17 protein-coding genes are annotated in these 13,654 nt (G+C 61.4%); 12 read left to right on the top strand and 5 right to left on the bottom strand.

The annotated features are described in order from the left end of the window. Positions 1–152: 152 nt before the first annotated feature. Complete coding sequence (locus G5S42_RS08735) at positions 153–578, bottom strand: CBS domain-containing protein (protein ID WP_176110443.1); 426 nt, start codon at positions 576–578, stop codon at positions 153–155. A 278-nt stretch (positions 579–856) separates the two neighbouring features. Here G5S42_RS08735 and G5S42_RS08730 point away from each other — a divergent pair, with 278 nt between their 5' ends. Together G5S42_RS08730 and G5S42_RS08725 are read left to right on the top strand one after the other, a co-directional pair. After that, positions 857–1,657, top strand: a complete 801-nt coding sequence (locus tag G5S42_RS08730) for an MBL fold metallo-hydrolase (protein WP_176106388.1) — start codon at positions 857–859, stop codon at positions 1,655–1,657. A 59-nt stretch (positions 1,658–1,716) separates the two neighbouring features. Next, positions 1,717–2,826 (top strand): SDR family oxidoreductase, encoded by a 1,110-nt coding sequence (locus G5S42_RS08725; RefSeq protein ID WP_246391880.1) that lies wholly within the window; start codon positions 1,717–1,719, stop codon positions 2,824–2,826. Positions 2,827–2,879: 53 nt separating this feature from the next. On the opposite strand, the gene G5S42_RS08720 is transcribed toward G5S42_RS08725, so the two are convergent. Then, positions 2,880–3,122, bottom strand: a complete 243-nt coding sequence (locus G5S42_RS08720; RefSeq protein ID WP_176106387.1) for a hypothetical protein — start codon at positions 3,120–3,122, stop codon at positions 2,880–2,882. Positions 3,123–3,304: 182 nt separating this feature from the next. Further along, complete coding sequence (locus G5S42_RS08715) at positions 3,305–3,796, bottom strand: hypothetical protein (protein WP_176106386.1); 492 nt, start codon at positions 3,794–3,796, stop codon at positions 3,305–3,307. A 36-nt stretch (positions 3,797–3,832) separates the two neighbouring features. Here G5S42_RS08715 and G5S42_RS08710 point away from each other — a divergent pair, with 36 nt between their 5' ends. Continuing rightward, positions 3,833–4,231: a DUF2971 domain-containing protein gene (locus tag G5S42_RS08710; RefSeq protein WP_176106385.1), complete on the top strand. Its 399-nt coding sequence runs from the start codon at positions 3,833–3,835 to the stop codon at positions 4,229–4,231. Then, complete coding sequence (locus tag G5S42_RS08705; protein WP_176106384.1) at positions 4,212–4,832, top strand: hypothetical protein; 621 nt, start codon at positions 4,212–4,214, stop codon at positions 4,830–4,832. Before G5S42_RS08710 ends, G5S42_RS08705 begins: the two co-directional genes overlap by 20 nt. A 284-nt stretch (positions 4,833–5,116) precedes the next feature. Here G5S42_RS08705 and G5S42_RS08700 read toward each other — a convergent pair whose 3' ends face one another. Continuing rightward, positions 5,117–5,746, bottom strand: coding sequence for a TetR/AcrR family transcriptional regulator (locus G5S42_RS08700; RefSeq protein ID WP_176106383.1), 630 nt, complete (start codon positions 5,744–5,746; stop codon positions 5,117–5,119). 130 nt (positions 5,747–5,876) lie between these two features. Between G5S42_RS08700 and G5S42_RS08695 the strand changes: the two genes are divergently transcribed. Genes G5S42_RS08695 through G5S42_RS08680 form a run of 4 tightly spaced genes read left to right on the top strand, consistent with a single transcriptional unit; the run spans position 5,877 to position 9,712 of the window. Continuing rightward, on the top strand, positions 5,877–6,959 hold the full coding sequence (locus tag G5S42_RS08695) for an alkene reductase (protein WP_176110439.1): 1,083 nt from the start codon (positions 5,877–5,879) through the stop codon (positions 6,957–6,959). A 50-nt stretch (positions 6,960–7,009) separates the two neighbouring features. Then, on the top strand, positions 7,010–7,798 hold the full coding sequence (locus G5S42_RS08690) for an SDR family NAD(P)-dependent oxidoreductase (RefSeq protein ID WP_176106382.1): 789 nt from the start codon (positions 7,010–7,012) through the stop codon (positions 7,796–7,798). Between the two features lie 42 nt (positions 7,799–7,840). Beyond that, a complete protein-coding gene (locus tag G5S42_RS08685) occupies positions 7,841–8,704 on the top strand; it encodes an alpha/beta fold hydrolase (RefSeq protein WP_176106381.1) in 864 nt (287 codons plus the stop codon). Between the two features lie 6 nt (positions 8,705–8,710). Next, the gene (locus G5S42_RS08680) at positions 8,711–9,712 is read left to right on the top strand and encodes an NADP-dependent oxidoreductase (protein WP_176106380.1); all 1,002 of its coding nucleotides are present in this window, start codon (positions 8,711–8,713) and stop codon (positions 9,710–9,712) included. A 398-nt stretch (positions 9,713–10,110) separates the two neighbouring features. Here G5S42_RS08680 and G5S42_RS08675 read toward each other — a convergent pair whose 3' ends face one another. Then, positions 10,111–10,689: a TetR/AcrR family transcriptional regulator gene (locus G5S42_RS08675; protein ID WP_176106379.1), complete on the bottom strand. Its 579-nt coding sequence runs from the start codon at positions 10,687–10,689 to the stop codon at positions 10,111–10,113. A 256-nt stretch (positions 10,690–10,945) separates the two neighbouring features. Here G5S42_RS08675 and G5S42_RS08670 point away from each other — a divergent pair, with 256 nt between their 5' ends. The 4 genes from G5S42_RS08670 (at position 10,946) to G5S42_RS08655 (ending at position 13,457) form a co-directional block, all read left to right on the top strand. Next, positions 10,946–11,578 carry a cysteine hydrolase family protein gene (locus G5S42_RS08670; protein ID WP_176106378.1) on the top strand — a complete coding sequence of 211 codons (633 nt, stop codon included), beginning with the start codon at positions 10,946–10,948 and terminating at the stop codon, positions 11,576–11,578. A gap of 93 nt (positions 11,579–11,671) precedes the next feature. Beyond that, positions 11,672–12,022, top strand: coding sequence for a CidA/LrgA family protein (locus tag G5S42_RS08665; protein WP_246391878.1), 351 nt, complete (start codon positions 11,672–11,674; stop codon positions 12,020–12,022). Then, the gene (locus G5S42_RS08660; RefSeq protein WP_176106376.1) at positions 12,009–12,719 is read left to right on the top strand and encodes an LrgB family protein; all 711 of its coding nucleotides are present in this window, start codon (positions 12,009–12,011) and stop codon (positions 12,717–12,719) included. The genes G5S42_RS08665 and G5S42_RS08660 overlap by 14 nt, the downstream gene beginning before the upstream one ends. A gap of 117 nt (positions 12,720–12,836) precedes the next feature. Beyond that, the gene (locus tag G5S42_RS08655; RefSeq protein ID WP_176106375.1) at positions 12,837–13,457 is read left to right on the top strand and encodes a sensor histidine kinase; all 621 of its coding nucleotides are present in this window, start codon (positions 12,837–12,839) and stop codon (positions 13,455–13,457) included. Positions 13,458–13,654 lie beyond the last annotated feature (197 nt).

The following is a 13,654-nucleotide window of genomic DNA, read 5'->3' as shown; positions in this document are numbered from 1 at the left end:
TCACCTCTGTCTTTATCGTCTGCTATGTGCACTCTGCGATTCCCGAATTTACAAAGGGCCGGGTGAATCGTGCGTGGCCCATCTTGCAAACACATGTGGCACTCAGGACAGTCGTGAGTACCGCGCAACTTGCCGGGGCGACAAATGACGCGTCAGCGGTCGGGCGTCGAAGGCGTGGACACGGCGGAAAGCGTCGAAGAAGTGCCGCCGTCCGCAGTCGTTGCAAGGTCCCCGAGCGCGATGATGCCGACGAGATGCTTTTCCCGATCCACCACGGGTAGCCGGCGAATCTGCGCATCCTCCATTTTCTTTTGGGCTACGTCGAGGTCCTCGTCTTCGAAGCACCAGTTGACCGGGCCGCTCACAATGTCCTCGATCGGCGCGTCGGACGACATTCCGGCAGCGATCGCGCGCACGACGATATCGCGATCCGTCACCATACCGAGGAGGTTGGCGCCATCGCAAACCGGCAAGGAGCCGACGTTCAGTTCGTCCATCAATTTCGCCGCTTGCTGAATACTTTGCGCTGCGCCGATCGTGGCGACGTCGCGGGTCATTACTTGTGCTACTGAGGTCATGGTTTGCTCCTCGTCGAGGTTGAACTGTAGTTTCAATCGCAGCACGGGCCATTCCAGAAAAGCGGTTGGTTGTTTGGGTATGGGCATTGCGGCGACCTATTCGTGTCATGCCAGAAATGGGTTCTAAGGTGTGTTGCTTCGGTGCCAGCCGCTGCAAGTCAAGCGCCGCGCCCGAAGTCCACGCCGCCCACAGACAGTGTCATGCATAACGTAAAACGGAATCCACGCAACCAGGCTGACGGCGCGCAGAGCCCCGTCTGCCCGACCTGCGGCACGCAGTGCCGCGCGAAGGCCAGACCTGGACCGATCTCGCGAGCCTGCGCGTCAAGCACGCAAACGCTTTCAAGCGGCTACGCGCTGGCCTGTACGAGGTTCGCACGCAACCGCCATTCGCGATCGGACAGCGTGCGCTGCTGGCCACCACCGCTGCCGGCAACGTGCTATGGGACTGCGTTACGCTGCTCGACGATGCCACGGTCGACATCGTCGATGCGTTGGGCGGTCTCAGCGCAGTGGCGATCTCGCATCCGCATTACTACGCGACGATGGTCGAATGGGCACGAGCCTTCGGCTGTCGTGTCTGGCTGCATGACGCCGACAGGCAATGGGTGATGCGCGACGATCCCGCGTTGCTGTACTGGTCCGGCGAGCGCATCGCATTGAATGACGAGGCGACGCTGTTGCGGGTTGGCGGACATTTCCCGGGTGCAACCGTGATGCACTGGTCGAACGGCGCGGGTGTGCTGCTATCGGGCGATGTGCTGCAGGTCACGCCGGGACGCTCGCACGTTTCTTTTATGTACAGTTATCCAAACTATTTGCCCTTGTCGGCGAACTGCGTGCACGCGATCGAACAAGCGCTCGACGGCGAAGCGTACGACGCCGTATACGGCAGTTTCGCGAATGCGGAGATCGAGCGCGATGCGAAGCGGGCGGTGGCCGATTCGGTTGCAAGGTACGTGGCGCTTCTCGACGATCGCTCGGTGGGTGTGATCGTCGATTGCGCAAACGAAGGTCGAGTGAAAAGACCAGCGCGGGAGGCGGCGCGTGACGACCGCTTACGCGCGCGTAGGAAATGAAAGACATGGAAGGGCATAAGGCTTGCTCGATCGTCGGCACATCGAAGAAGGAGAAGCCCATGTCCAACGATCGATCGACGAGCGCTCCTGGCCGCGAGTCGTTAGCGCAAAACAACACGCCCGCAGACCAGGTGTCCCACGGGCGCCGCAAGGTCGTGCAAAGCGCCGCGGCCGGTCTGGCCGCGGTCTTCGCCGGAAACGCGCTCGCAGCCGATCCCGGCGCGCCGGGTAGCCAAGCCGCTGACGCACCCGCAGCACCCGCAGCGCCTGCCGTTCCCGACGCGAACGCGGCGCTAAATGATCCGCGCGATCTGTATCCGCACCCGCCGTTTCAGGATCAGCAGCAGCCGTGGCCCGGCCTTGCGAGCCGCATGACGCCGCGTCCCGATCATGGCGAGTCCAGCTATCGCGGCAGCGGACTGCTGGCGGGCCGCAAGGCGTTGATCACCGGCGGCGATTCGGGCATCGGTCGCGCGGCGGCGATCGCGTTCGCACGCGAAGGCGCAGACGTATCCATCATCTATCTGCCCGCCGAGGAGCCGGACGCGCGCGAGGTCGTGGCACTGATTCGCGGCGCGGGTCGCAAAGCGCTCGCGATACCCGGCGACCTTCGCGACGAAGCGTTCTGCAAGCAGGCCGTCGATCGCGCGGCGAACGGCATGGGCGGCCTCGACATCCTCGTCAACAATGCGGGACGCCAGCACAGCCACGATTCGATTCTCGACATCAGCACCGAGGATTTCGACTGGACCTTACGCACCAATCTGTACGGCATGTTCTGGATCACGAAGGCTGCGATCCCGCATATGCCACCAGGTGCGGCGATCATCAACACGAGTTCGGTCAATGCCTACAATCCGTCGGTGAACCTGCTCGACTACGCGATGACGAAGGCCGCGATCGCGAACTTCACGAAGTCGCTGGCCAAGCAGATGATCTCGCGCGGCATCCGCGTGAACGCGGTGGCGCCCGGTCCGTTCTGGACGCCGCTGCAGGTCAGCGGCGGCCAGACGATGAAGAACCTCGAGAAGTTCGGCGCCGACACACCGATGGGACGTCCGGGTCAGCCTGCGGAAATCGCGCCGGTTTATGTGGCGCTGGCGATGGCGCGCGCGAGCTATGTGACGGGGCAGGTGTATGGCGCGACGGGCGGCGAGGGTCCGCCGTGAGCGTGAGGGCCAAGGGATCGCTGCGCGGCGCGATGCGTGGAACACGCCGTTTTCTACTTCGGGTATGCCCACGGCGGGCAACCGGCCCGATTTTCGCAAAGCCAGTAGTAGCAGGCGGCTTCGTGAGAGGCAAAATCATCACCGCGCTCACGAAGGCGCTCTCGCCATTGGGCGACGTCCATTACCGAAGCATGCGCACCGTCGGCGGTCCAGAGCGCTGCCATCAGATATTTGTCTACTTCGATCGGCGTCCCATTAACGATAACAGTCGGGATTGCCAGGGATTCAGTCAACATGGACCAGGTCACGCTCGTCGATTGCAGTAGTATGACGGTACGCCGATTGCTAGCGCCCATGTGTGTTCGTAACGGCTGCGTTTCGGACAGACCGGTATCCGCGGCGCGAGAAGAAATCCAGCGTACTGGCGCTTTGACCATTTGTGACACCACGGGACAGACGAAAAAGGCGGTTCAAGCCATCAAATCGCGCTGTGGCGCAAGGCGCTGGCCGAGCGCGCAGAATCCGTCGGAAATGGCCCGGCCGCGGAGAGGTGCCGCGTGACCGGCATTGATCGAAGCATTCTTCTCGCTGTCGAGTGGTCCGTGAGATCATGTAGCTCCCAGGCCAGAATCCGTAATTCGCGTTCGACGGGGGGAACGGGGTGAAGGCTAACGTAAGTCAAGGCGTCAAATGCCTCGATCAACGTGCGTGCGAGCACACACGCAGCGCCGATATCCCAAAGTTCTGGCCCCGATGTGGGCTGAAGCATGGGCCCCAGCTTCTGCAGACTGCACGCATGGCAAAGCAGCTTCGTAAAGATGGTCTCAGCGTACGACAGATGTTTCTCGCTGACGCAGCGTCCCGCCAGACGATCCGACATCGCGCGTGCGTGAGCAAGAATCGCATCGTATTCGCTGAGAATCGCGATGTACCGCTGGGGGTTCATCTGAATAGAGTTCATCGTTGACACGCTACAATCCACGGACTTGCTACGCTCGGAACAACTATGCGGCTTTACTACCTGACGGCTGAAAAGCGGGCGAAGAAGAGTATCGCCGAACGCAGGTTGAAAATCTCGCTTTTTGAGGAACTCAAGGATCCTTTCGAGTTGTTACCTCACGTTCTACCGAGCCGCGCGCATCGAAGGGTCGCCGAGGTATTGCGCGACCATCTGTTAAAGCAACGGGGAGTGATCTGCTTTTCGACTGATTGGCAGAATCCGGTTATATGGGCGCACTATGGCGCGAAACACTACGGCGTCTGTCTCGGGTTCGACGTTCCTGACAGTCTGGCTATGCGGGTTAGCTATGAGCCGAACCGCCTCGACTTTGACATCGATCTCTCGGTGCCCAATGCCGGTGTTACTCATGACATGAGTAAAGGCCATGCTCCTGACGAAATTTGAAACCTGGCGATACGAGAACGAATACCGAGTGATGGGAGAACTGCGAGATCAGGACACTGATGGCCATTACTACGTCGACTTTGGCAAGGATCTAATGCTGCGGGAAGTGGTCATTGGGGTGCGCAACGAAACTTCTCAACGGGAAGTAGCGGAGTGGATCGGGGATTTAGGCCATGACGTCGCGATCGGCTGGCGTTCAAGCAGTTCAAAATCACTGAGCAGCTTAACCTGCCTGTCCTCCTGGCCGGTCATGGCAATTCCAAGTAGCAAGGCATCTGCTGCCATAGACCAGCGGTCGCGCGACCGGTATCGGAAGACGACACTGCGATGGACCCACATCCTGGAGGCTGGAAGTATCCTGGGATCTTTGCTGGACGACATAGCATGGGACAAGGAAGCGCACCAAAGCAAAAAGGGACGCCTTGCGTCCCTTTTATTTCACCCGTCCGAACAATCAACGATCTCTGTCCTGATAGCTCGCGCAGCTGGCGGATTCCGAATACAACCGGCCATTGGAATGTTGGCTTTGTGCATTGCCCGAGCGGCAGCTTGTGGCCCAGGCAAGCGTCCGCTCGCCGGCCATGTTGCGGTCAGACCTTAGTCTGTTCTGCCATATCGAGGGCATCGTCGACTTCAATGCCGACGGCTTCCAAGGTACAACGGCCGTTCGGGCGATCGTGTCTGTCGCGACGTCCAGTGCCAGTGCTTCGGTGATCAACTGGGCCCGCTTGCTGACGGACAGGTTCGGCGGCGGCGTCGGCAACCCGTTCGCCAGTTTTCTGATCCCGTTGACATGGATCGCCGCTGCTCGCGATCTTGTGCTCCCAGCTGCTGTGCGTTGTTTCGCAGGCCTTCCCGACATTCGGTTTGCCGCCGGTAACGGAGTTATTCGGGCCTTGCCGACGTGCCGCTGCCGTGATTGGGCGTAGGTTCGCCTGCGGTCGCCGACGGGCCCATTGACGCCAGAATCTGGTCGCGGCAAACCGCAAGAATTTCGTCGGCCAGCGGCGAATCGTCCGGGCAGGCGCGCGACATGACAATGGCACCGACCGCGTGCGCCAGTATGTCGAGGGACTTGGCCCTCGCCAGGCGTGTGTCCTCACCGTTCAACGCACTACTCTCGGGATTCAGCACCGTCAGCAGGCTCTCAATGCCGGCCGCGAAGGTGGCGCGAACTGCTTCCGGCTGACGCGCGGCATCCCCGCCCAGTGCGGCCATCGTGCAACCGGTCGCGCGGGTGTCCCGGTGCTCGCGAGAAAGGTAGTACCGCACAAACTCAGGCGCGTCCACACCCACGCTCAGCGCCACGGTCTGCGCGATTCCGCACGCCGCCGATTCCGCCATCAGATCTGCCTTGGAGCCGAACTGCTTGTAAAAGCCGCCGTGGGTAAAGCCGGCGGCGGCCATCAGATCGGCAATGCCGACCCCATCGTAGCCGCGCTCCCGAAACAGCTGCGACGCCGTCTCGACAACGTGCTCACGGTTGGCCTGTGCTTGTGCCTTGGTGATCTTCATGGTCTGGCCACGATGGGTTCATGTGTGAAGGCTTCATTATACATTGATGTCGATCGTCATCAAAACCTTGACAGTTTTGATTATGATCGTCATCATTGGTCCTGTTCCCAACCTCGAACCTGACGCAAACATGACCGACAAGACGCTTTTCGAGCCCTACACCCTGGGCCGTCTTACCCTCGCCAATCGCCTTGTCATGGCGCCGCTGACCCGCAACCGCGCCGGCGTGGGGCTGGTGCCCAGCGAGCTGGCTGCGACCTATTACGCGCAGCGCGCCTCGGCCGGCCTGATCATCACAGAGGCCACTCAGGTGTCGGCGCAGGCGCAGGGCTATCAGGACACCCCCGGCTTGTACACCCCCGAGCAGATCGCCGGTTGGCGCACGGTCACCGAGGCTGTGCATGCGAGGGGCGGGCGCATCTTCGCGCAACTCTGGCACGTCGGCCGCGTTGCGCACATCGATCTGCAGCCGGGCGGCGCCGCGCCAGTCGCACCGTCAGCCATTCGTGCAGCGACCAAGACCTTCGTGAACAACGGATTTGCCGACGTCTCCGAACCGCGCGCTCTGGAACTCGCCGAACTGCCGGGCATCGTGAACGACTTCCGCCAGGCCGCGGCGAACGCCATTGCAGCCGGCTTCGACGGCGTGGAGATCCACGGCGCCAACGGTTATCTGCTGGAGCAGTTCATCAAGGACGGAGCCAACCAGCGCACTGACGCCTACGGCGGCTCGATCGAGAATCGCGCGCGCCTGTTGCTGGAAGTCGTCGCCGCCGTGATGCAAGAAATCGGCGCCGACCGCACCGGGGTGCGCATCTCGCCCGTGTCGCCGGCAAACGGCATTTCCTGCAGCGATCCTCAGCCGCAGTACGACTACATCGCCGGGCAGCTCAGCGCGCTGGGCATCGTCTATCTGCACGTGGTCGAGGGTGCGACCGGCGGCCAGCGTGATGTCGCACCGTTCGACTATGACGCGATGCGCCGCCGGTTCAGGCAAACCTATCTGGCCAATAACGGCTATGACCTCGAACTCGCCACCTCCAGACTCAACGAGGGCAAGGCAGACCTGTTCGCCTTCGGCCGCGCCTTTATCAGCAACCCCGATCTGGTCGAACGCCTGAAGACCGGCGCGCAGCTCGCGCAGCCGGACTTCGCCACGCTTTATGGTGGCGGCGCTGCGGGCTATACCGACTACCCCTCAATCACCGCTTGACGCGCGCTGCCAGCGTCCGTGTCGAACCTCTTTTACAAAGGAAACAAACCATGACCACGCTTCCGACGGTGCTCGTCACCGGCGCCTCCTCTGGCATCGGCGCGATCTACGCCGAGCGCTTCGCCGGCCGCGGCCACGACCTCGTGCTGGTTGCACGCGAAAAGGCGCGCCTCGATGCGCTGGCCGCGCGCCTGCGTGAAGAAAGCGGCGTGGCCGTCCAGGTGCTGCAGGCCGATCTCACCCAGCCCGCTGACCTGGCTACGGTCGAGACTCGCCTGCGTGACGACACTCGCATAGGTATCCTGATCAACAACGCCGGGATGGCCCAGTCAGGCGGCTTCGTCCAGCAGACGGCCGAGGGCATCGAGCGTCTGATCGCGCTCAACGCCACGGCGCTGACGCGGCTCGCAGCCGCGGTCGCTCCGCGCTTTGTGCAGTCTGGTACTGGCGCGATCGTCAACATTGGCTCGGTGGTGGGTTTCGCGCCCGAATTCGGCATGTCGATCTACGGCGCCACCAAGGCGTTCGTGCTGTTCCTGTCGCAGGGACTGAACCTGGAGTTGTCGCCTGACGGCGTCTACGTACAGGCGGTGCTTCCGGCGGCGACCCGCACGGAGATCTGGCGACGCGCCGGCATCGACGTCAATACGCTTCCCGAGGTGATGGAAGTCGGCGAACTGGTTGATGCGGCACTGGTCGGCTTCGATCGCCGCGAACTAGTGACTATCCCGCCGCTGCACGTGGCCGGGCGCTGGGAGGCCCTGGATGGCGCGCGTCAAGGGCTCATATCGGACATTCGACAAGCCCAGGCGGCCGAACGCTATCGGCCCGAAGCCTGACCGCCACAATGACCGGGGCGGCACCCCCGACGAGAATCGACCATGAACTTCAAAGCGCTGCAGGCGTCTTATGCCCACGCTCAGACCAAGCTCGTAGAGGCGGGCGGAACCACGTTCGCTTATCGGGAACTGGGACAGCATGGCGGTACCCCGCTAGTCCTGCTCAACCACTGGGGCGCCGTGCTGGACAACTTCGACCCGCGCATCGTAGATGGCCTGGCTCGTGAGCATCACATTCTTGCCATCGACTATCGCGGAATCGGTTTGTCCGGCGGCACCGCGCCGGTGACCGTCGACGAGATGGCGCGCGACACTATCTCGGTGATCCGCGCGATGGGTTTCGATCAGGTAAATCTGCTCGGCTTTTCGCTTGGCGGTTTCGTGGCGCAGGACGTGGCCCTGAAGGCGCCTGCCCTTGTGCGCAAGCTCATCCTTACCGGCACGGGGCCCGCGGGCGGTCAGGGCATCGATCGTGTCGGTGCGGTGTCGTGGCCGCTGATACTCAAGGGCCTCCTGACGCTACGCGACCCCAAGACCTATCTCTTCTTCACCGCTACGGCCATCGGCCGGAAGGCAGCAAGCGCCTTCCTGAAAAGACTGAAGGAGCGCCGCGCCGATCGCGACAGGGGACCGACACCTCGCGCGTTCTCGCGCCAGCTCAAGGCGATCAAGGCTTGGGGCCAGCAGGTGCCGCAGGAGCTCGCCGGCCTGCGCATGCCAGTCCTGATCGCCAATGGCGACAACGACATCATGGTGCCCACCTCACTGAGTCTCGACATGGCTCGCCGCATTCCCCATGCGCAGTTGGTCATCTACGAAGACGCTGGGCACGGCGGCATCTTTCAATATCACGCTGACTTCGTGTCGAAGGCGCTGGCGTTCCTGGCAGCACCCTACCTTGGTTAAAGCAACATGCAAGCACTCACATTCAAACGCTATGGCAGATCACCTGAGATCGAGTTCGCCGACGTTCCACGCCCCACGTTAAAGGCGGATGAGTTGCTGGTGCAGGTCCACGCGGCCGGATTGAACCCAATCGACAACATGATTCCGGCGGGCACGTTCAAGCCCGTCCTGAAGTTCGAATTACCAGCCACGCTAGGCAGCGATATTGCCGGCGTGGTGGTTGAGGTTGGCAGTCGCGTGACGCGTTTCAAGGCGGGCGATGCCGTTTTTGCCAGTCTCTTCGATCTTGGCAGAGGGTCGATAGCCGAATTCGCGGCGGTGCCGGAAAGCGTTGCCGCACCGAAGCCGGCCAAGCTCGACTTTGTGCAGGCCGCTTCCGTTCCGATGGTTGGCCTCACCTCGTGGCAAGCATTGAAGGAGCGTGCCAATGTTCGATCTGGCCAGAAGGTGTTCATACCTGCGGGGTCGGGCGGTATCGGTACCTTCGCGATCCAGCTAGCAAAGTACCTCGGTGCCAAGGTAGGAACGACCACCAGCACGGGTAATGTCCCACTGGTCACCACGCTGGGCGCAGACGAGGTGGTTGATTATAAGAAGGAGAACTTCGAAAAAGTGCTGCGGGGCTACGACGTGGTGCTCGGTACACTGCGAGGCGATGCGATCGAGAAAGCCATCGGCATTCTCAAACCAGGGAGCAAGGTTGTCTCGCTCATCGGTCCGTTGGACGCAGCGTTCGCACGCGCACGACGCCTGAATTTCTTTCTAACGTTCGTGTTCGGCTTGATGAGCCGAAAAATCATGCGCCTTGCAAGAAAACGGGACGTCACCTACTCATTTCTATTCGTCCGTCCCGACGGCGCCCAACTCGCCGAAATTGGAGGACTTCTCGAGTCGGAACACATTCGTCCGGTGATCGACAGGGTTTTTTCGTTCGAGCAAGCGAAGGAAGCGCTTGAATACTTGGCTCAGGGACGCGCGAAGGGCAAGGTCGTCGTGAAGATCAAGTGAGTGGCCAAACGGTTGACTGTGCAGGAGCTTGCCCTGGCGACTGAAGACGCGGGTGACCAGGTTAAGGCTCATGGAGAATCGGATGGCCGGTTAGAGGGCAGAGCCGACGCCCGAACGTCCGGGCAAAAGCGCGAGCGAATGACGCTTGTTGGCCCGACTGCCGCCCGATGCGGTCGGCTGTAGTCGACCCGTTGGAGCCGTTCAATCCCAAGTGACTCGGCGTCGCGTTTTGGAAGCACAGCGGTCATTCGCCGAACCAATCCACTCATTCGTGCCATGGGAGGAAGCGGAGCAGGCCGCCGCGAAGAAGGCAGTCAAACGGCCGAAACGGAAAGCCGTGCCTGTGTGACTCGCGGGCGGCGGACCATCGCCGCACGCTGAGGACGCTCCGTCATCAGCTAGCGCGTCCGCGCCTCGAAGATCCCCTGCTCGACTCCGGCAGACCACTTCTTGTCTCCCGTCGCCCGCGAAAGCATGTTCGCGCCGACCATCGCAGCAAATCCGAAAACCAGCTCTTTCTCCGAGAGCGGACATGCCGGGTCTGCCCGTGCGATCTCCACGAAGGTGGAGAACAGTTCCTCGACACCTTGCCGGTACGCCTTGTTTAAAGCCGCGCTTGCGTGATGGGGCGCGGCATCCTGTCCGAGCGCCACCATCGGGCAACCCTGCTCGACCGGCTTCCTAGTGAAGTAATACGAAATGAGGCGTTTTAGTGCGCCTGCAACCGGTTGCCTCGCTGACATCGCCTTTGCTTTCCAGTTCTGCACAGAGCGCGCAAAGCCAGACGAGCAGGCCTCGGCAATCAAGGCGTCCTTCGATTCGAAGTGGTTGTAGAACCCGCCTTGCGTCATTCCTACGCCGGCCATGATCTCGGCGATGCTGATAGCGGCCACGCCACCGCCGCGCACCGCTGCATCTGCCTGATCTACGATTCGCTGCCGGTTTTGTTCCGCCTGCTCCCGGTTTGAACGTCCCATCGAAACACCTCCTGTTACCGCGAAAATCTGGAAAAACCAGTTGGACGCCTGACGGCGTTAGATGTTGTGCAACCTCTATTCTAATACACTCGTTCCGACATGCGGGCCAGACGATCCGATAGCCGAAAACATCATCTTCTACCTTGCTAAACCCCGTGAGCCACGCATAGAATAGATTACGCATAACATGTATTTTGCGCGAGCGATGCAACGCTGCAGGGTCGGTGGTGCATCCCGATCCGACAAGGAGTATTCAATGGCCACTTACGAACCTGGTATCACCGCCGTGCTGTGCGTGGATCTGTACAACGATTTCCTGAGCGAGGGAGGCAAGCTTTTCCCCTGGGTCAAGGACATCGCACGCGAAAACAACATGCACGAGAACCTTCGCTCCATCGTGCGGACTGCGCGTGAAGCAGGGATCGCGATCTATCACGTTCCGCATCATCGATGGGAGCCGGGCGATTACCTCAACTGGAAATACCCATCGCCTTATCAGCTGGGCGCGTCCGAGCGGCAGGCCTTTGCCAAGGGCACGTGGGGCGGAACGTTTCATGACGACTTTCAGGTTCAGCCTGGCGACATCGTCGCGACGGAGCACTGGGCGTCGAGCGGCTTTCCGAACACGGACCTCGATCATCAACTCAAGCGTCACGGCAAGGAGAGGATCATCCTGATCGGCTTGCTCGCGAACACGTGCCTCGAAGCGACCGCCCGGATCGGGATGGAACTGGGCTATCACGTCACGCTGGTGCGCGATGCGACTTCCGCGCGCTCGCATGAAGCGCTTCATGCCGCGATGAATATCGACGGGCCCACTTACGCGCACGAGATTCTCGCCACCGCCGAAGTCGTGGCGGCGATGAAAGGCAGCAATCAGCAGGGGTGATCCGTCATGTCCACGATTCCCAAGCCGGCGCCGGTAATCGGCGCCCGAACAATCGAGTTGGCGGCGAGGCGCGGTCTACGCCAGAGCCGGCTCATGCAGATTGCGCTGATTTCCGCTACATGGTGGACGGCGACTGGTGTCGTGCACTTGCTAGCGCTCCCTGTGCCAGCCGGGATCGTGGGAATGGCGTTCGCTCTGCTCCTGTTGGCGACGCGGCGCATCAGCCTGTTCGCATTGCGTCGTGGTGCGGAATGGTTCGTGGGCGAAATGATGCTTTTCTTCGTGCCGGCCGTCGTCTCTGTACTCGATCATCCGGAGCTTATCGGACGCCTGGGCGCGGAACTGTTGCTGATCGTCGTTCTCAGCACGCTTGCGGTCATGACGGTCACGGCGTTGACCGTCGAGCTGTTCTATCACTGGAGGACGCGTCATGTCCGTCCTTGAGCGCGCGCCGGCGGTATTCGTGTGGTCGATCGCAACGATCGGTCTTTACTGGATCGCGAAGCAGATCTACCGACGCCGACCGCGCATCTGGGTTGTGCCCATTGCAGTCACACCACTGTTGCTCATCACGTTGATCGTGCGCCTTCATGAAACATATCGGCACTATATCGGCGGAACGGGCTGGCTCGTGACGCTGCTCGGTCCGACCACCGTCGCGTTCGCGGCGCCGATCTATGAGAAGCGGTCCATCATCCGCGCTTACTGGCCGATCCTCCTTATCGGCGCTATCGCCGGATCGATCACTGCAATGGCGACGTCATACGGACTCGCGGCGTTGTTTCAGCTCGATCCGTCCTTGCGCCTGAGCCTCTTGCCGCGATCGCTCACGATGCCTTTCGCGATGGCCGTATCGAATGAGATCGGCGGCATTCCGAGCCTTACGGCGCTCTTCGTGGTGGCGACGGGCGTCGTCGGAGCGATCGTTGGAGACGCGATGGTCTCGTGGCTCCCGGTGCGCTCGAGTCTCGCGCGCGGCGCGTTCCTCGGCATGGGCGCGCACGGAGCGGGAACCGCGAAGGCGTATCAGATTGGACGAGAGGAAGGATCGGTCGCCGGATTGGTGATGATTTTCAGCGGGCTGCTCAACGTGGCCGTTTCGCCGCTGCTCGCCCTGCTTCTGCAGTCTGTTTCGAGTTGAAGATGACGAACGCGCAGTGACGATTCACCGCGCGTTCGCTCTCCTGCGCAGCTACCAGTCTGCTTGCTCTGCTTCTCGACACCTCGTCATCCGTCAGCCAAGGAGGGCTTGTACGATATGGAAGATGGCAATCATCCTGAACCACCCAGCCAACTATTTGCGTGCTTTGTCCATGAGGTAAACCAGCCGCTCGGCGCGATCGTCACGAATGGCGAGGTGTGCCTCCGTTGGCTCAAGCGCGAGGAACCGCAATTCGAGAAGGCAGCGGCCTGTGTGCAGAGCATGATCGACGATGGGCGGCGCGCGAGTGAAATCGTCCAGCGCATTCGCACCCTCGCGACTGCATCCGCACCGCAGCAGACACGGCTTGAAGTGAACGACGTGGCGCCTATCGTTCGTCAGGAGGTGTCCAATCATGGCGTCTCGCTGCGACTGCGGCTTGCCCCCGGTCTGCCGCCACTGCTTGGCGATCGGATTCAGCTTCAGCAGGTTTTCCTCAACCTAATCCTAAACGGTATCCAGGCTATGGCCGACATCGCCGACAGCCCGCGCGAGCTTCTGATCGAATCGCGTCTGGACGCCGGCGGATTCGTGATCGTCTCCGTGCGCGACGCAGGCACCGGGATTGCCCCGGAGCATGCATCCCGGCTGTTCGATGCCTTTTTCACGACGAAGCGCGGCGGCATGGGGATAGGTCTGGCGATTTGCCGTTTAATCGTCGAAGCACACCGGGAATGATATGGGCGTCCAACAACGCCGGGCACGGCGCGACATTTCAGTGTCGTTTGCCGGTAATAGAAGCAAGCGCCAATGGTAAGTGAATCGTTGTGGTTCGGCGTGATGTGCTGACGTGCAACAACGACTCGCCTCAAATAGGTAGAGCCGACAAGACGCTCGCAGACGGCGTTTGATCACCAGTTCGTCCGCCCCCATCG

Source organism: Paraburkholderia youngii, assembly GCF_013366925.1.
Lineage (GTDB): Bacteria > Pseudomonadota > Gammaproteobacteria > Burkholderiales > Burkholderiaceae > Paraburkholderia > Paraburkholderia youngii.
This window is presented reverse-complemented; position numbering and strand designations above follow the sequence as displayed.